At 71.2% G+C, this 15,932-nt stretch carries 15 protein-coding genes; 6 read left to right on the top strand and 9 right to left on the bottom strand.

Annotation, left to right across the window (positions count from 1 at the left end; all coding sequences use genetic code 11):
• Positions 1-186 precede the first annotated feature (186 nt).
• The 5 genes from M1L60_RS12535 to M1L60_RS12515 are packed head-to-tail and all read right to left on the bottom strand — an operon-like array spanning position 187 to position 6,063.
• On the bottom strand, positions 187-3,132 hold the full coding sequence (locus tag M1L60_RS12535) for a DEAD/DEAH box helicase (RefSeq protein ID WP_253237551.1): 2,946 nt from the start codon (positions 3,130-3,132) through the stop codon (positions 187-189).
• Positions 3,129-3,572 carry a DUF5990 family protein gene (locus M1L60_RS12530; protein WP_253237550.1) on the bottom strand — a complete coding sequence of 148 codons (444 nt, stop codon included), beginning with the start codon at positions 3,570-3,572 and terminating at the stop codon, positions 3,129-3,131. The genes M1L60_RS12535 and M1L60_RS12530 overlap by 4 nt, the downstream gene beginning before the upstream one ends.
• A gap of 57 nt (positions 3,573-3,629) precedes the next feature.
• Positions 3,630-4,892: an ATP-grasp domain-containing protein gene (locus M1L60_RS12525; RefSeq protein WP_253237549.1), complete on the bottom strand. Its 1,263-nt coding sequence runs from the start codon at positions 4,890-4,892 to the stop codon at positions 3,630-3,632.
• A 10-nt stretch (positions 4,893-4,902) separates the two neighbouring features.
• Positions 4,903-5,658, bottom strand: coding sequence for an alpha/beta hydrolase (locus M1L60_RS12520; protein ID WP_253237548.1), 756 nt, complete (start codon positions 5,656-5,658; stop codon positions 4,903-4,905).
• 54 nt (positions 5,659-5,712) lie between these two features.
• Positions 5,713-6,063, bottom strand: a complete 351-nt coding sequence (locus M1L60_RS12515) for an STAS domain-containing protein (protein ID WP_221381009.1) — start codon at positions 6,061-6,063, stop codon at positions 5,713-5,715.
• Between the two features lie 193 nt (positions 6,064-6,256).
• Here M1L60_RS12515 and M1L60_RS12510 point away from each other — a divergent pair, with 193 nt between their 5' ends.
• The 3 genes from M1L60_RS12510 to M1L60_RS12500 are packed head-to-tail and all read left to right on the top strand — an operon-like array spanning position 6,257 to position 9,218.
• A complete protein-coding gene (locus tag M1L60_RS12510) occupies positions 6,257-7,735 on the top strand; it encodes an amino acid permease (protein ID WP_253237547.1) in 1,479 nt (492 codons plus the stop codon).
• The gene (locus M1L60_RS12505; protein WP_253237546.1) at positions 7,732-8,601 is read left to right on the top strand and encodes a universal stress protein; all 870 of its coding nucleotides are present in this window, start codon (positions 7,732-7,734) and stop codon (positions 8,599-8,601) included. The genes M1L60_RS12510 and M1L60_RS12505 overlap by 4 nt, the downstream gene beginning before the upstream one ends.
• A gap of 50 nt (positions 8,602-8,651) precedes the next feature.
• Positions 8,652-9,218 (top strand): Uma2 family endonuclease, encoded by a 567-nt coding sequence (locus tag M1L60_RS12500; RefSeq protein WP_253237545.1) that lies wholly within the window; start codon positions 8,652-8,654, stop codon positions 9,216-9,218.
• Between the two features lie 3 nt (positions 9,219-9,221).
• Here M1L60_RS12500 and M1L60_RS12495 read toward each other — a convergent pair whose 3' ends face one another.
• Positions 9,222-10,184 carry a serine/threonine-protein kinase gene (locus tag M1L60_RS12495; protein WP_253237544.1) on the bottom strand — a complete coding sequence of 321 codons (963 nt, stop codon included), beginning with the start codon at positions 10,182-10,184 and terminating at the stop codon, positions 9,222-9,224.
• Between the two features lie 83 nt (positions 10,185-10,267).
• Here M1L60_RS12495 and speB point away from each other — a divergent pair, with 83 nt between their 5' ends.
• Complete coding sequence (gene speB / locus M1L60_RS12490) at positions 10,268-11,302, top strand: agmatinase (protein WP_253237543.1); 1,035 nt, start codon at positions 10,268-10,270, stop codon at positions 11,300-11,302.
• Positions 11,303-11,482: 180 nt separating this feature from the next.
• Entirely contained in the window at positions 11,483-12,040 is a 558-nt protein-coding gene (locus M1L60_RS12485) for a winged helix-turn-helix domain-containing protein (RefSeq protein ID WP_253237542.1), read from the top strand.
• Positions 12,041-12,053: 13 nt separating this feature from the next.
• Here M1L60_RS12485 and M1L60_RS47555 read toward each other — a convergent pair whose 3' ends face one another.
• Complete coding sequence (locus tag M1L60_RS47555; protein ID WP_274622877.1) at positions 12,054-12,530, bottom strand: GNAT family N-acetyltransferase; 477 nt, start codon at positions 12,528-12,530, stop codon at positions 12,054-12,056.
• A gap of 663 nt (positions 12,531-13,193) precedes the next feature.
• Between M1L60_RS47555 and M1L60_RS12475 the strand changes: the two genes are divergently transcribed.
• A complete protein-coding gene (locus tag M1L60_RS12475) occupies positions 13,194-14,324 on the top strand; it encodes a M20 family metallopeptidase (RefSeq protein ID WP_253237540.1) in 1,131 nt (376 codons plus the stop codon).
• Here the strand turns inward: M1L60_RS12475 and M1L60_RS12470 are convergent.
• The gene (locus M1L60_RS12470) at positions 14,251-14,718 is read right to left on the bottom strand and encodes a response regulator transcription factor (RefSeq protein WP_253237539.1); all 468 of its coding nucleotides are present in this window, start codon (positions 14,716-14,718) and stop codon (positions 14,251-14,253) included. The genes M1L60_RS12475 and M1L60_RS12470 overlap by 74 nt on opposite strands.
• Before the next feature lie 302 nt (positions 14,719-15,020).
• The gene (locus M1L60_RS12465) at positions 15,021-15,932 is read right to left on the bottom strand and encodes a glycoside hydrolase family protein (RefSeq protein ID WP_253237538.1); all 912 of its coding nucleotides are present in this window, start codon (positions 15,930-15,932) and stop codon (positions 15,021-15,023) included.

Genomic DNA, 15,932 nt, shown 5'->3' with positions numbered 1-15,932 from the left:
AAACGCCGCCTTGCGAATGGTCGGCCCGGCGGAAACGCCGGCAGCGGCAGGGCCGCCCCAGTAGGAACGCGGAAACGCCGCCTTGCGAATGGTCGGCCCGACGGAAACGCCGACAGCGGCAGGGCCGCCCCAGCAGGAACGTCGACGGCGAGTGGGGCAGCGGGGCGAGCAATTCGGAGGGCGGCGTCAGTCAACGATGGCCTCCGGGGCGAGGGTCAGCAGGTCGCGGATCTCGGTCGTGGACAGGGCGGTCAGCCACCCCTCGCCGTTGCCGACGACGCGGGCGGCCAGCACGCCCTTGTCGGCCAGCAGGCGGTCGATCCTTTCCTCGAGCGTGCCCAGGCAGACCAGCGTGTGCACCTGCACGTCGCGCTGCTGGCCGATGCGGAAGGCGCGGTCGGTGGCCTGTTCCTCGGTGGCCGGGTTCCACCAGCGGTCGACGTGCACCACGTGGTTGGCCGCGGTCAGGTTGAGCCCGGTGCCGCCGGCCTTGAGCGAGAGCACGAAGATGCCGGGCCGCTCGTCGGCCTGGAACGCGGCCACCATGGCGTCCCTCTCCTTGCGGGACGTGCCGCCGTGCAGGTAGCGCACCGGCACCCCGAACCGGGCGGCCAGGTGCGGCGTCAGCATCGCCCCGAAGCGGGCGAACTGCGTGAAGCACAGCGCGCTCTCGCCCCGGGCCAGCGCCCCGTCCAGGATCTCTTCGAGGCGTTCCAGCTTGCCCGAGCGGCCGGGCAGCGGGGAGCCGTCGCCCAGCAGCAGCGCCGGGTGGACGCAGGCCTGTTTGAGCTTGGTCATGGCGGCCAGCACGATGCCCTTGTTCCAGCGCTCGGTGCTCTCGTCGAGCTTGGTCGTCATCTCGTCGAGGACGGCCCGGTAGAGCGTGCTCTGTTCGCCGGTCAGCCCGCACAGGTGCCGCACGTGGCGCTTGTCGGGCAGGTCGTCGATGAGGATCGGGTCGGATTTGGTGCGCCGTAGCATGAAGGGCCGGGTGGCCTGGCGCAGCCGCGCGGCCGCGTCCTCGTCGCCGAAGCGTTCGATCGGCACGGCGAAGCGGGCCCGGAACGTGTGGGCCGAGGCCAGCACGTCCGGGTTCAGGTAGTCGAGGATCGACCACAGCTCGGCCAGCCTGTTCTCGACCGGTGTGCCGGTCAGCGCGATGCGCATGCGGGACGGGAACCGCCGGATGGCCCGCGCGGCCGTGCCGGCGCTGTTCTTGACGTGCTGGGCCTCGTCGAGCACGACCCTGTCCCATTCGACCGCGGCCAGTTCATCGGCGTCGCGCACGGCGGTGGCATAGGTGGTCAGCACGAGGTCGGCATCGCGCGGGACGACGCGTTCGTCGCCGTGCAGCACCGCCACGCGCAGCGAGGGCGCGAACCGGGCGGTCTCGCGCTGCCAGTTGCCGAGCACCGACAGCGGGCAGATGAGCAACGCCGGCCCGTCCCGCTTGTGCAGCAGCAGCGCCAGCAGCTGGATCGTCTTGCCCAGGCCCATGTCGTCGGCGAGGCACGCGCCCAGCCCGAGCGAGTCGAGAAAGGCCAACCACGAAAAACCCCGGCGTTGGTACGGCCGCAGCGTGCCCTGCAAATCGGGCGGTGGATCGAGCAGTTCGAGCCGCTGCTCCAGATCGCCCGCGAGCAGGTCGGCCACCCACCCCTCGCCGCTGCTGGCCGTCACCGGCAGCGGCAGCTCTTCCGGCGGCAGCAACTTGATCGTCTGCAGCGCGCGCCCGGCCGTCATGCTGCCGCCGCCGCGCGCGAGGAAGCGCAGCCCGGCATCGAGCCGCTGGGCATCGAGATAGACCCAGCGACCCCGCAGCCGTACGAGGGGAACCTTGGCCTGGGCCAGGTCGGTGAGCTCGTCGGTGGTGAGCATCTGGCCGCCCAGCGCCAGGTGCCAGTCGTAATCGATCATATGGGCGAGGTCGGCCGCCTGGTCGCGCAGCACGGCCGGGACCGCGTCGCGCGGCCGCACGTTCAGGCCGAGCCCGAGGCTGGGCCGGTCGCGCCACCAGGCCGGCAACAGCACGCCGTTCCCGGCCGCCTCGAGCGCGGCCGCGTGGGTGAGGAACCGGTGCGCCCCCTCGGTGTCGAGCACCACCTCGACCGGGCGCGGCTCGCGCAGCGCGGCCTCGAGGTCGGGGTAGAGCCGGGCCGCCCGGCCCAGCCCGCCGAGCAGACGTTCCTGCGGGTGACTGGTCCAGCGGCGCAACGGCGCGTACCGGTCACGCCAGACGTCGGCCGCGGTCACCAGCGCGCTCGGCTCGTCGACCGCCTGCAGCAGGAACTCGAGCAGCCACGAGTCGCGGGCCGGGACCGAGGCCGAGGCCGGGCGCGGGTCGAGCGCGCCGGACCCGGACTCGTCGAGGTGGCTGAGCCGGAAGCAGAGCCGCACGGCAGCGCCGGTCACGGCGTCGGTGTGCCAGGCGTCGAGCCGCTCGCTCAGCTCGTCGACCAGGGCCGGCGCGGCCCGGAAGGCCGGTTCGCCGGTGAGCGCGGCCAGCCAGCCGTCGCCCAGCCGCACCCCGGACTCGGCCAGCCGGGTGCGGACCAGGCCGTCGACCAGCCGGTCGAGGGCCGCGGCCAGCGCGTCCTCGGCGGGCAGGCCGGCCACGGCGCCGGGGCGGGCGCGTTCGGCCCGGGCCGCCGCGGGCAGCCGCCGCAGCAGGTCGTTGCGGTGGATGGCGTCGAAACCGGTGAGCACGGGCCGCCACCGGGCGACCGGGCCGTGCGGATGGACGGCGGGCAGCACCCGGCCCCGCCGCACGAGGTCGGCCGCGAAGTCGCACAGCTCGATCAGCCACGTGACCGAGGCCCCGGCCCGGCCGTCGAACTCGTCGACCACCTCGTCGTCGACGAACGGCACGACGACGGCCGGCACCGGCCACGCCCGCAGTCGCGGCGTGCCGCGGCGCGGCGGCAGCCCGAGCTGGGGTGACGGCAGCGGCCCGGCGCTGGTCGACGGCAACACCAGCGTGGCCGGTGGCCGCGCCTCACCCGCGGGCAGGGCCGCGGCCGGAACGGCGACCGGAAGCCCCTGACGGACGGCCTCGCCCCACAGGTTGATCGAGCCGTCGCGCCCCACGAACCCGTGGAGCACGCGCGGCCCGATCGCGACCAGATCAGTCATCGCACCGACCACTCGACGGCGGGCGGCCGCACCCGGGCACAGACCGGCCCGCCGAGCTCGTCGGTGAGCCCGAGCGACGCGGTGAGCACCCCACTGCCGTCGTGCGCGGCCCGCAGCGCGGCGGTCGGCACGTCACCGAACATCAGCTTGGCCCGGCGGAACATGTCGAACCCGAAGTCGCCGACGTTGCCCCAGCTCAGGTACAAGAATCGGGCCCCTGGCCGCCCGTGCACCCAGGGCCCGCCGACGTCGAGCAACTCGTCGACCTCGCGCGAGGTGATCTCGAATTCCCAGACGGCCGACGACTCCCAGGCCGGCACGAGCTCGACCACCACCCGCTGCCGCTGCACCCCCACGTGCACGTTGGCCAGGCGCAGGGCATCGGCCTGCGCCCCGCCCCGCTGGGCCGGCAGGTCGCGCCCTTCGATCCTGATGTGCACGGGACGACCCTAGCCCCGGGGTCCGACAAAATCGGAAAGCCCAGCCTTCAGTCGGGTTCAGGGGCGGCGGTCGGGGTGGTCGGATGGGGCGTTGTCGCGGATCCAAGCGTCGGTCAGGCCGCCGAAGTGGGCCAGGAACTTCTCGTGCTCGTGCACGGGGTAGGTGGCGCGCACCGTCTCGCGCAGCAGCGACTGGTACTCGTCGGAGCTCACCCACTCGTAGACGATCTCGTCGACGTTGCCGAGGTAGCGCGCGCAGAAGTCGGCGTACTTGTCCGCCTCGAAGTAGTCATCGGCGAGACGGCGGTAGGCGGCCAGCTTCTCGGCGTACGAAAGGGAAGGGTCGTCACCGATCGCGAAGTAGACCGACGTATCGGTGTCGAGCCGCGGCTTCCGGCCGGTCACCACGCAGTAGACCGTCCAGCGCAGCAGCGCGGCCATCGCCCACGGGAAGTAGTAGTGCAGCGAGGTGATGGCCACGTCGGGGCACGCGTTGGCGTAGTCGATCGGGTGGACGTCGTCGCCGCGCACGAGCGACTCGCACGAGTTGAACTCCCACCGGAAGAACGCGTTGACCAGCCGCGAGATGGTCACCACCTCGTCGCCCTGGCTCGCCGTGAGGAAGCCGTGCTGCACCTCGTAGCGGTTGTGCATGGGCTGCTCGGGGCGGAACTTCATCACCATCGTCTCGGGGCCGATGGACAGCGAGCGCGCGAACACGTCGTACCCCTCGACCGAGGCTTGCAGGTGCATCAGTCGTTCGCCCGAGGCGTCGTACGCGGTGTGCAGTTCATCGGGGTTGCGGATCTTCGACACGCCGACCCAGGCGCCGCCGTCGTACGGCTTCATGTACATCGGATAACCGACCTGCTCAGCGGTCGCGTCCAGGTCGAAGGACTGGTTGTAGCGGGCCGCCGTGTACGCGTACCGGCTGTTGTCGAGGGGGTTCTTGTACGGCACCAGAACCGTCTCGGGGACCTTGAGCCCGAGCCGCATCATCGCGCAGTAGGCCGCGTGCTTCTCCATCGACTGGAACGTGAAAGGGCTGTTCAGCAGGTACACGTCGTCCATCAGCGCGATCTTCTTGAGCCACTCGCGGGGGTGGTAGTACCAGTACGCGAGCCGGTCGATGACCAGGTCGTGCCGCGGCTTGTAGCGCAGGTTGAACGGCTCGATGGTGACCCGCACGGACGACGTACGGTGCGACTTGCCGTCGGGCCCGCTGACCACCCCGAGCCGCCGCAGCAGCGACTCGTAGGCCCGCGGCCAGTCGTCTTCCATTCCCAGCAAGAGTCCGATGGTGTGTTCGACGTCCGCCACGGTTGCCTCCCTAGGGCCAAACTTTGCGAAGCAGCGAAGCCAGGTGGGGATCGAAGGCGTCACGCCACGCCGGCCAGTCGTGACCGCCCTCGATCTGGGCGAACGAGACCGGGTAGCCCTGCCCGCGCAGCGCCTCGGCCATGCTCCGGTTATTCGCCAGGTTCTCCTCGAGCCTGCCGCAAGTCATCGTCACCGGCACCCCGGGCCCGGTCGAGGCCCGCAGCACCCGCCCGGTCCATCGGACGATCGGCAGATAGCGCCCGAACCCCGATTCCTGCCGGTCGAAGCGCGGCTGGAAGAAGCTGCTGGACTGCAGGAACAGGCCGGCGAACGGCTCGGGGTGACGGCGCTGGCAGTGCAGCAACGCGAGAGCCCCGAGGCTCGCACCGACGCCGACCACGGGCCGGCCCGGCGAAAGGCGGTCGGTGAGTCGCGGCAGGATCTCTTGTCCCAGCCCCCGGGCGTACGCCGGAAGGGCCGCATACCAATCGAAGCGGGGCCCTGCGGGCAGCAGCACGACGTGGCACGACTCGATGCGCCCGGCGGTGATCGACGCGGCGACGAAGCGGCCGAGGTCGGCGTGCTGGTCGTAGTCGGGCCCGTCGTGGGCGACCAGCACGCGCTCGGACGGGCCGGCGGGCGACCAGACGCGGGCGGTCAGAACGGTCCGCAGCTGCTTGGACGGCAGGTCGAGCGACCACCACGTGCCGGTGGCCGCGGGCAGACTCCACCAGTCGGGGTCACGCCGCAGAGAGACCCGTTCCATGAACGCACTCTAAAGGCCGTACGCCCCGGGCGCGCGGCTTGTGGAGGGTGGGATTCAGGGGGTGTAGGTCTGCGTCGGCGACGGCTCGGGCGGCAGGCCGAACATCTCGGTCAGCCCGGTCACCCGCAGTTGCCGGTGCACGAACTCGCTCGGGTTGCGCAGCACGAACCGGGTGCCCACCTCGCGGGCCACGTTGTAGCCGCTGACCAGGGTGCCGATGCCCTGCGAATCCATGAACGTGACGTATGTGAGGTCGACGATCAGGGTCACCGGGCGCTCGCGCTGCACGGTGCCGATCAGCGTCTCGCGCAGGGCGCCCACGGTGGCCGCGTCGAGGCTGCCCCGCACGTCGACGACGAGCGCGCCGTCCGCCTGGCGCCGCGTCGTCATCACCGCCTCGCCCATCACCGAACCTCCGTACCATCGGCCCCGTTCGTCGCCACCGTACCCCGCATTTCGCCCTACTCGCAGGCTGGCGCGTGTTTCCGCGGTCCCGTCGGACAGCCGGTGCGGGCAAAAAACAACGCCCAGCGCTTGCGCGGTGACCATGCGTATGCCCAAAGTCACATAGGCGAGAGCCGATGACGGGAGGGGTGACATGGCCACGACTTCGGGACGGCCGGGCATCTTCGCGGTGCGCGACGTCCGGTCCCTCATCACCGAGACAGCGGAAGAGGGGCACGGCCTCAAGAAAGCGGTCGGCGCGACACAGCTGACCGCCATGGGTGTCGGCGCGATCATCGGCACCGGCATCTTCGTGGTGATCGGCGAGGGGGCCGGCATCGCCGGGCCCGCGGTCATCCTGTCCTTCGTGCTGGCCGCGGTCGCCTGCACGTTCTCGGCGCTGTCCTACGCGGAGCTGGCCTCGTCCATCCCGGTCTCCGGCAGCGCCTACACCTACACGTACGCCACCCTGGGCGAACTGGTGGCCTGGATCATCGGCTGGGACCTGATCCTGGAGTACGGGGTCTCGGTCGCGGCCATCGCGGTCGGCTGGGGCGGCAACCTCAACGCGTTCCTCGACGCCGCGTTCGGGTTCGCCCTGCCCGACGCCATCGCCAAGTCGCCCGAGGACGGCGGAATCTTCAACCTGCCGGCCGTGGTCGTGGTCCTGGCCATCACGTTCCTGCTGATCCGGGGCGTCACCGAGAGCGCCCGGGTCAACCTGGTCATGGTCGTCATCAAGCTCGTCGTGCTGCTGTTCTTCATCGTCGTGGCCTTCGCCAACTTCGGCACCGGCAACTTCCAGTCGTTCGCGCCCGAGGGAGTGGACGGGGTGACCGCGGCGGCGGCGGTGATCTTCTTCGCCTACATCGGCTTCGACGCGGTCTCGACCGGCAGCGAAGAGGCCCGGAACCCGGCCAAGGACCTGCCGCTGGCCATCATCGGCTCGCTGGTCATCTGCACGCTCTTCTACGTGGCCACGGCGACCGGCGCCATCGGCATCGCCTCGCCCGAGCAGCTCGAGGGCAGTGACGCGCCGCTGGCAGCCGCGCTCGACCAGGGCGCCGGCATCAGCTGGGCGGCCGCGGTCCTCGCCCTCGGCGCCGTCGTCGCGATCACCAGCGTCGTGCTGGTCATCATGTACGGCCAGACCCGCATCTTCTTCGCCATGTGCCGCGACGGCCTGCTCCCCCAGCGTCTGGCCAAGGTCAACCAGCGCTACGGCACCCCGGCCCGCCTGACGCTCGTGCTGGGCGTGCTGATCTCGGTCCTGGCCGCGCTGGTGCCGCTGAGCGAGATCGTCAAGCTGGTCAACATCGGCACGCTGTTCGCGTTCGTGCTGGTCAACATCGGCGTGATCGTGCTCCGGCGCACCCGGCCGGACATGCCCCGCCCCTACCGCGTGCCCTGGTCGCCGGTGCTGCCGCTGCTCGGCATCGGGTTCGCCGTCTACCTGATGACCGACCTGCCCTGGGACACGTGGGTGCGATTCGTCGTCTGGCTGGCGATCGGCGTGCTCATCTACTGGCTGTACGGCTACAAGAACTCCCGCCTGCGCCGCGAGCCGTCCTCGACCCCGAACTGGGCCCGCGAGCACGACCCGGACCGCCCCCAGGACGGTGAGCCGTCATGACCGGCCCCGTGATCGTCGGCGTCGACGGCGGCCCCACCTCGCCCGACGCCGTGGCCCTGAGCCGCTGGTTCGCCGAGACCTCGGACGCCCCGCTGATCGTGGCCGTCGTGCACCCGGCGCCGGCCGCGCTCGGCTCGGGCCGGGTCGACGCCGAGTGGGTGGCCGACCGGCACCGCGCCGCCCAGCGCGTCCTCGACGGCGCCCGCAAGGACCTCGAAGACGCGACCGGCGAGATCGACTACCGGATGGTGGCGTCCTCGTCGGCCTCGCACGGACTGCACGACCTGGCCGAACAGACCGGCGCCGCGATGATCGTCATCGGCTCGGGCCGGCAGGCCCCCAAGGAGAGGCTGCTGGCCGGCAGCACGGCCGAACGCCTGCTGGCCGGCAGCGTCTGCCCGGTCGCCATCGCCCCGGCCGGCCTGCCCGCCCCACCGGGCGAGCGGCGCGTCATCGGCGTGGCCTACGTGGACACGCCGGACGGCCGGGCCGCCCTGAACGCCGCGGCCGCCGTGGCCCGCCGCACCGGCGACCAGCTGCGCCTCTACACGGTGGTGGCCGAGGGCGACGCCAGCCTGCCCTTCCTGATCGGCGACGACGTCGAACGGGCCTTCCTCGACACGGCCCGCGAGACGTACGAGGCCTCGCTGCGCAAGGCGGCCGAGTCGGTAGCCGGCGTCACCGTGGAATGGGCCGTCATCGCGGGCGACGTGGTCGACGCCCTGGCCGACCTGACCGAGGTCGACGTGCTCTTCTGCGGCTCCCGCGGATACGGCCCGGCCCGCCGCGTCCTGCTCGGCGGCGTCTCCACCCGCCTGGTCCGCCGCGCCTGCCGCCCCCTGGTCGTCGTCCCCCGCGGCGGCTGACCACGGTATCTTGAGTCCGGCAGCAGAACAGATGTCCAGGAGGTGTGTGCATGACGGTCGAGATGGTCGCGCCGGCCTGGATGCATGAGCAGGTCACGGCCGAGCAGTACGCGTCGTGGACCGAGGAGCAGTGTGCAGGCATCGAGATCGTGGACGGGATGGTTCTCGTGCGTCCGAGCGCGTCCAAGCGCCACAACCGCCTGGCCCGGCTGCTGGCAAACGCTCTGGACTCTGCTGCCGGGCCGGAGTGGAACGCCGACATCGATTTCGATGTCCGGTTGCACGACGTGCCGTTGAACAACCGGCGGCCGGACGTGACGGTCTACCGGGCAGAGACCATCGACATCACTCCGACCCGCCCTGAGCATGTGCTCCTGGTGGTCGAGGTGGTCTCGCCCGGGTCGGAGACCACCGACCGTATCGTCAAGGCCGAGCAGTACGCGAGGGCAGGCATCCAGTTCTATTGGCGCGTCGAGCAGGCGGCCACCGGCGTGCCCCTCGTCTACACGTACGTCCTCGACCCGGCGGCCGGACGCTACCGCGACAGCGACATCTTCACCGGCACCGTGAAAATGACGGTGCCGTTCCCCATCGCGATCGATCTCGCCCAGGTCTGACCATCAGTCGGCGCGGTGACGGCCAGCGGCGGCGTCGACGGCCACGGCTGCGGTGGCTTCCTCGGCGGCTTGCTCGTCCCAGGGTGAGATGGACGGGCGGGGCGGGGTGGTGTCGATCTCGCCCATGGGGACGAAGACGCGGGCGTCCACGGCCTCGGCCAGCAGCAGGGCGGCCACCATCGCGGTCGGGCGTTCCTGCGGGTCGCGGTTGAGGCAGCGGGACACCAGGTCCTCCACCTCCGGCGGCAGGCCGTCGAGTTCGGGCAGGGGGTCGGGGTCGAGGTAGCGCTGGGCGTGCACCAGTTCGGTGGGTGAATCGGCACGCCACGGCAGCCGGCCGGTGATGCACTGGTGCAGCAGCGTGCCCAGGGCGAACATGTCGCTGGCGGGGGTGGGCGGCTCATTCTCGAAGAGCTCCGGAGCCACGTACGCCGGTGTGCCCATCACGGGCATGGCCGGGTCGGGGTCGGGGACGCCGGGCGACGACGCGATGCCGAAGTCGAGCACCTTGGCCCCGCTCGGGGTGAGCATCACGTTGGCCGGTTTGACGTCGCGGTGCACGACCGCGTGGGCGTGGGCCGCGGCCAGCCCGGCCGCCACCTCGGCGCAGATCCGCACCCCGATGCGCCAGTCGAGCGGGCCCGCGGCCAGATGCGCGCTCAGCGTCTGGCCCTCGACGAGCTCCATCACGATGTACGGCACCTCGTGGGCGCCCGGATCGGGCCGGGACGTGCCGAAATCGTGCACGCCGGCCACGTTCGGGTGGGCCAGCCGGGCCGCCGAGCGGGCCTCCGACCGTACGAGATCGACCCCGGCCACCTCGCCCAGCGTGCCCGACACGGCCGGCGCCATGATCTTGACCGCGACCGGCCGGTCGAGAATCCGGTCGTGCCCGCGCCACACCTCGGACATGCCGCCGACGCCGATGCGCCGCACGAGCTCGTAGCGCCCGCCGAGCGTCCGCATGTACCGCCTCCTCGTAATCCTCGGATCGCGGTACCCGCCGGTCAGGACGCAGAAACGCCGCAACGGGAGATACAGTCCCGAGCGTGACGCGCTACGGCCCGATGTTCGGCCCCGATTACACGTTCCTGGGTGTGCCCGCCTGCGACTGGCAAGACCCGCCCACGTACGCCGACGCCGACGTCGTCATCCTCGGCGCGCCGTTCGACGGCGGCACCTCGCACCGCCCCGGCGCCCGGTTCGGGCCCCAGGTCATCCGGGGTACGGACTACCTGCCCCACGACGCCTCCCGCCCGCACATGGCGATGCGCGTGGACGCTCTCAGCGGCGACCTGACCGTCAAGGACGCGGGCGACCTCGAGGTGTTCAGCGGCGAGATCCAGCGCAGCTGCGACACGATCGAGGACGCGGTCGCGTTCGTCGCCGAGAACGGGGCGATCCCGGTCATCCTGGGCGGCGACCACACGATCACCTGGCCCGACGTGGCCGGCGTGGCCCGCCACCACGGCGCCGGCAACATCTCGGTCATCCACTTCGACGCGCACGCCGACACCGGCGACATCGAGTTCGGCTCGCTCTACGGCCACGGCCAGCCGATGCGCCGGCTCATCGAGTCGGGCGCGGTCCGCGGCGACCGGTTCCTGCAGCTCGGCCTGCGCGGCTACTGGCCCGGCCCCGAGACCCTGGACTGGATGGCCGACCAGGGCATGAACTCGTTCCACATGAGCGAGATCGTCGACCGCGGCCTCGACGCCGTGCTCGACCAGGCCTTCGAGATCGCCCTGGACGGCTGCGACGGCGTCTTCCTGTCGGTCGACATCGACGTCTGCGACCCCGGTCACGCCCCCGGCACCGGCACCCCCGAGCCGGGCGGGTTCACCGCGCGCCAGCTGCTCGACAGCGTCTCGCGCATCTGCCACGAGCTGCCCGTGGTCGGCATGGACATCGTCGAGGTGTCGCCGCCGTTCGACCACGCCGAGATCACCGCGATGCTCGGCAACCGGGTCGTGCTCGAGGCGCTCTCCGGGATGGCCCGCCGCCGCAAGGACGGTTCGGGCCCGCGCTGGAACCGGGCCACCCCGCTGCTCGAAGGCCGGGGCGGCAACGCGCCATCAGCGTGACTCTGGGTCACCGTGATGAAGCGGCCCGCGTCGATCATTCATCGACGACCGAGCATCCACTCAGCACATCGGTGCACCGTACAGCGTTTTCCGGACCGACTCGTGCGCCATTCGACCAGGTTTCGTGATCCACGCAGCTGCGCACTTGTTCCCCCCAGATCCGTCACGCAGAGTGCCTACATGTCCCCCGACACCGCGACCCTGTCGCCCTATCAGCAGATCGCCGCCGAACTCCGCCACCAGATCTTCACCGGCAGCCTGGCCGTCGGCGCCAAGCTGCCGTCCGAGCACACGCTGGCCGGCGCGCACCACGTCGCCCGCACCACCGTCCAGTCGGCCCTGCGCGTGCTGCGCACCGAGGGCCTCATCTCGTCCCGCAAGGGCGCCGGCAACTTCGTCACGGCCCTGGCCGTGGTCGACGCCCACCGCTGCCCGTCCCGCATCGAGCTCGACCACCAGCAGGTGGGCTGGCTCAGCCGGCTCCCCCGCCCCGCGCACGGCCTGGACCGGGTGCTGCACTGCGAGCTCGAACACCCGCACCCCGGCTTCCACGCCGGCCTGGGCCAGCACGCCGCGGGCATCGGCTGGTGGGTGCAGTGGTCGCTGTCCGCGTCCGAGATCAACGCCATCGCCAACTGCACCACCGTCCGCACCGCCGGCCACCAGGACGACAACCACTGCCTGCTCTACCGCGAACACCCCGGCCGGCACCTGTTCGGCAGCGACTACTCAGCCTGACCTCATGTGCGCCTCACCCGGCAACCCGCTTCGTGTACCGCCGGCACGGCACGACAACCGCCCCGTCCTCGTGCGCCGCCTCGTAGTCGAACGCCCCCGCGTCGACCCAGCCCGACCGCTCGTAGAACCGACGGGCCCGCGCGTTCCCCGGCACGACCGCCAGCCAGGCGCTGTCATGCCCACCCGCGGCCACCAGCCGTTCCGCCTCAGCCAGCAGCACTCCGGCGACCCCGCTCCCCCGAAAGGAAGTACCGACATAAACCTGTTCGACTTCCTCCGCCACCACCATCACGAAGCCGGCCACAACCCCATCCACGACGGCGACAGTCGTATCCGCCACCCGCTCCCCGGCCCGAACCCCGAACGACCTTTCCGTACGAGCCCGAACCAGAGCCTCCGGCACGTGCCCCACATGTCCATCCCGCCAACCCGCAGCCCAAACAGCCGCTACAGCCGGCGCGTCTTCCGGCTCGGCCGCCCGCAACTCCATCCGAACCAGCTCTCCCTCCACAGCCGAACCCCCTGACCCCGGCCGGTCCACCAGCCGCGCCACAACACCGATCATCACCGCCCGGCCGACTTCGCGCCCGGTCGGCGACGGGTCGCGCCGGGCCTTGATGCTCCTTCACGGCGAAACTCGCCGACGGAGGGTAGCCGGGGCGATCCGAGCAGCAACGGCGAAGAGTGAGATGGATCTACGCTGCGTGTTCGCCGACCACGCAGCGTCATCAGGATTTGCTCGAGGACCGGAGTGGCGCGCGAATAGTCTTTTGTGTGACGCGGCAAAAGATCGCGGAATGAGTCACACGCGCGCGGCGAGAGTCGACTGTGTACAAACGGCGGGCGTTTCCGTCGCATGAGGAACTCACCGATTGTTGCGAGCAGATTACGCGCGGGAAACGCGCGAGAATTTCCGGCCCGTACGCCGGAGTTCGACCTCCCCCAATTCGGTCGCGAGCGATGATACAGCCTGGACGGTTCGCGGCAAGCAGGGGGCGGTGCGCCGGCGCCTCTCGGCCGGCCGCGGTTCGGGCTCTTCACCGACGGTGACCAGGTGGCCGGTCGGGGGCGCCGACCACGACCTGGGCCGGTCTGCGCGAGAGCCGACGAGCCGTAGCGTGGGAGCACCCGACGGGCTAGGAGGGCAACAAGGGTGGATCACCTACTTGACCAGGCCTGCGAGCTGATCGCCATCCCGTCCACAGCGGATCGCCCGCAAGATCTGCAGCGCGCGCTCGACCTGGTCCTGGCCTTCGTCGGGCCCGGCTTCGCCGTCGAACGGTTCGAGTCGAACGGCAAGCCCAGCGCCTTGATCCACGCCGGCGCCACGACCGACTTCCGGGTCATCCTCAACGCTCACCTCGACGTTGTCCCAGCCGATGACGAGCAGTTCGTGCCGCGCATCGACGGGGACCGGCTCTACGGGCGCGGCGCACACGACATGAAGGTCGCCGCCCTGGTCATGGCCGACGTGTTCCGCGAGCTCGGTCATGAGCTGCCCATCGCTTTGCAGCTGGTCACCGACGAGGAGGTGGGCGGCGCCGACGGCACCGCCCATCAGGTCGCCTCGGGGGTCCGGGGCGGGTTCGTCGTGATCGGGGAGCAGAGCGGGCTGCAGATCGTCACCGAGTCTCGCGGCCTGGCCCATGTGCGCCTCACCGCCACCGGCCGGGCCGCTCACGCCGCCTATCCCTGGCTCGGTGACAACGCCCTGCTCAAGGTGGCGGCCGGCGTCGAACGGCTGTTGCGGGTCCATCCCGTGCCCGACAGTGACGTCTGGCGGACCACCGTCAACGTGGCCCGCTTCGACACGGCCAACCGGGCCGTCAACCAGGTGCCGGCCGAGGCGTCGGCCTGGCTCGACATCCGGTTCCCGGCCGAGGATGCCGACTTCTCTGGGCGTACGCCGGAAGAGATCGCCGCCCACCTGGGCGGTATCACCGGACTGACCGCCACCGTGGAGGCTCTCGGCAGCCCCCACCATGCCGACCCCGGGAGTGTCGAGGTCGGGCTGCTGCGGGCCGCGGCCCAGCAGGCCGGTTTCGCCGGGAATCTGCTGGCCAAGCACGGTGCCGCGGACGGGCGCCACTACACCGCGGTGGGGGTGGACGCCGTCATCTTCGGGCCGGGTGGGGACGGGCAGCACAGTGCGGTCGAGTTCGCCGATCTGACCACCGTCACCCCGTACGGGAAGGCCTTGCGCTCTTTTCTCAGAGCGCTCCCGGCAGGTCCTCGTTGGCCAGGAGCAGCCAGCGGACCCGGCGGACCAGTTCGGCCGGGTTGAACGGCTTGACCAGGTAGTCGTCGGCGCCGACGGTCATGCCCAGGTCGATGTCGACCTTGCGGCCGTGGCCGCTCATCATCAGCACCGGGATCTGGGCGGTCTCGGCCGACGAGTGCAATTCGTAGCAGACGCTGAGGCCGTCCAGGCCGGGCATCGACACGTCCAGGATGAGCATGTCGGGCTGCTCGGTGACGACCATGCGCAGCGCCGAAGCGCCGTTGTCGGCCGTCACGACGCGGTAGCCGGCGGCCACCAGCTTGTGGGTGACCAGGTCGCGGATCGCCTCGTCGTCGTCGGCGACCAGGATGGTCGGCTCGGCCAGGTCGGCGCACCAGTCCGCGACGGGCGCGGGGTGGCCGAGCTCCGGCTCGACGAACGTGGGAACAACTGACACCGCTGCTGCACCGACCATTGATCTCTCCCCTTGACCCGTGGTTGCCCTGCTCGAACGCAGCCACCATCGGCGCTGCCGGGCGGGGCTGCAGCAGAACGTCGGTTGCACATCGGGAGCAGCGGAGAAGGCTTGGACCAAGGGCTGGAAAAAGAGAATGGCGGAGTCCCTCCTTGTGAGAGAAACCCCGCCACCGACAGTGCGGCCGTTTACCGCTCGCACATCGCGTCAGTCGGGAACGCTAGTGCACCCGGATCGACGGGCGGGCACGGAGCCCGGACATCGTGATAACGCTCACCACGAGGTCAGAGCAGTTCCGTACGCAGGTCATGGGCTCCGTCGTGCCGGGTGGCCTCGTAGTAGACGCGCCGGCGGCCGTCGGGCAGCGCGACGAGCGACAGGTAACGCAGGCCGTTCGGGGCGTGCGGACTGCCCAGCGGTTCCCCGGGCTCGGCCGTGAGCTCGCCGAAACTGCCGTCGGCCAGGCGCTTGCCGCGGGCCACGCCGGTGCGTTCCTCCCAGTTCTCGCCGGCCGTGGCCCGGCCGTCGTAGGCGACCGTGATCTCGTCGCCCTCGACCTGGACCGACGAGACCCGCACGCCCCGCGCGTCCCACTCCCCGGCCCGGCCGGCCAGGGCCGTGCCGCGCCACGTCCAGTGCACGCCGTCGCGGCTGGTCGCGTACTCGGTGGTCATGCGGTCGGCGTCGTCCCAGCTCTCCAGGGGGTGCACCGAGGCCCACAGGTGCCACCCGTGCGCGTCGTGGTGCAGCACCGGGTCCTTGACGCCCACCGTGTCGTCGCCGGCCAGCACGACCCGCGGGGTGGCCGTGGCCAGGCCCTCGGGGGTGTCGGCCTCGAGCAGCTCGACCCGCCAGTGCTTGGTGCCGGGGGTCGCCGCGCTCACGTAGAGGCGCCACCGGCCGTCGTCCGTCCGCACCAGGGCCGGGCGCTCCAGCGATTCGGCGCCGAACTGGTCCTTGGTCACCTCGGCCACGGTCTCGAAGGCCAAGCCGTCGGCCGAGCGGGCCACGACGTTGGCGATGCCGCGGCCCTCGCCGATCGGCAGCCGCACCCGGTACGCCAGGTAGATGTGACCGTCCGCGACGATCGAGCTGGGCGCGCCCGACCAGGCCCCCGGTTCGTCACCGGGCGGCTCGACCACGACGGCGGACTCTTCCCAGCGTGGCAAGGGCAGGGTCGTGATTCCCGTGGACAA

The organism is Paractinoplanes aksuensis (assembly GCF_024137025.1).
Classification (GTDB): Bacteria; Actinomycetota; Actinomycetes; order Mycobacteriales; family Micromonosporaceae; genus Actinoplanes; species Actinoplanes aksuensis.
The sequence above is the reverse complement of the archived record's forward strand: the minus strand, read 5'-3'. Positions and strand labels throughout refer to the sequence as shown.

Excerpts from the sequence above, each read along its gene's own strand:
- M1L60_RS12535 (WP_253237551.1), bottom strand. The coding sequence starts at position 3,132 with ATGACTGATCTGGTCGCGATCGGGCCGCGCGTGCTCCACGGGTTCGTG.
- M1L60_RS12520 (WP_253237548.1), bottom strand. The coding sequence starts at position 5,658 with ATGGAACGGGTCTCTCTGCGGCGTGACCCCGACTGGTGGAGTCTGCCC.
- M1L60_RS12515 (WP_221381009.1), bottom strand. The coding sequence starts at position 6,063 with ATGGGCGAGGCGGTGATGACGACGCGGCGCCAGGCGGACGGCGCGCTC.
- M1L60_RS12510 (WP_253237547.1), top strand. The coding sequence starts at position 6,257 with ATGGCCACGACTTCGGGACGGCCGGGCATCTTCGCGGTGCGCGACGTC.
- M1L60_RS12505 (WP_253237546.1), top strand. The coding sequence starts at position 7,732 with ATGACCGGCCCCGTGATCGTCGGCGTCGACGGCGGCCCCACCTCGCCC.
- M1L60_RS12500 (WP_253237545.1), top strand. The coding sequence starts at position 8,652 with ATGACGGTCGAGATGGTCGCGCCGGCCTGGATGCATGAGCAGGTCACG.
- M1L60_RS12495 (WP_253237544.1), bottom strand. The coding sequence starts at position 10,184 with ATGCGGACGCTCGGCGGGCGCTACGAGCTCGTGCGGCGCATCGGCGTC.
- M1L60_RS12485 (WP_253237542.1), top strand. The coding sequence starts at position 11,483 with ATGTCCCCCGACACCGCGACCCTGTCGCCCTATCAGCAGATCGCCGCC.
- M1L60_RS47555 (WP_274622877.1), bottom strand. The coding sequence starts at position 12,530 with ATGGAGTTGCGGGCGGCCGAGCCGGAAGACGCGCCGGCTGTAGCGGCT.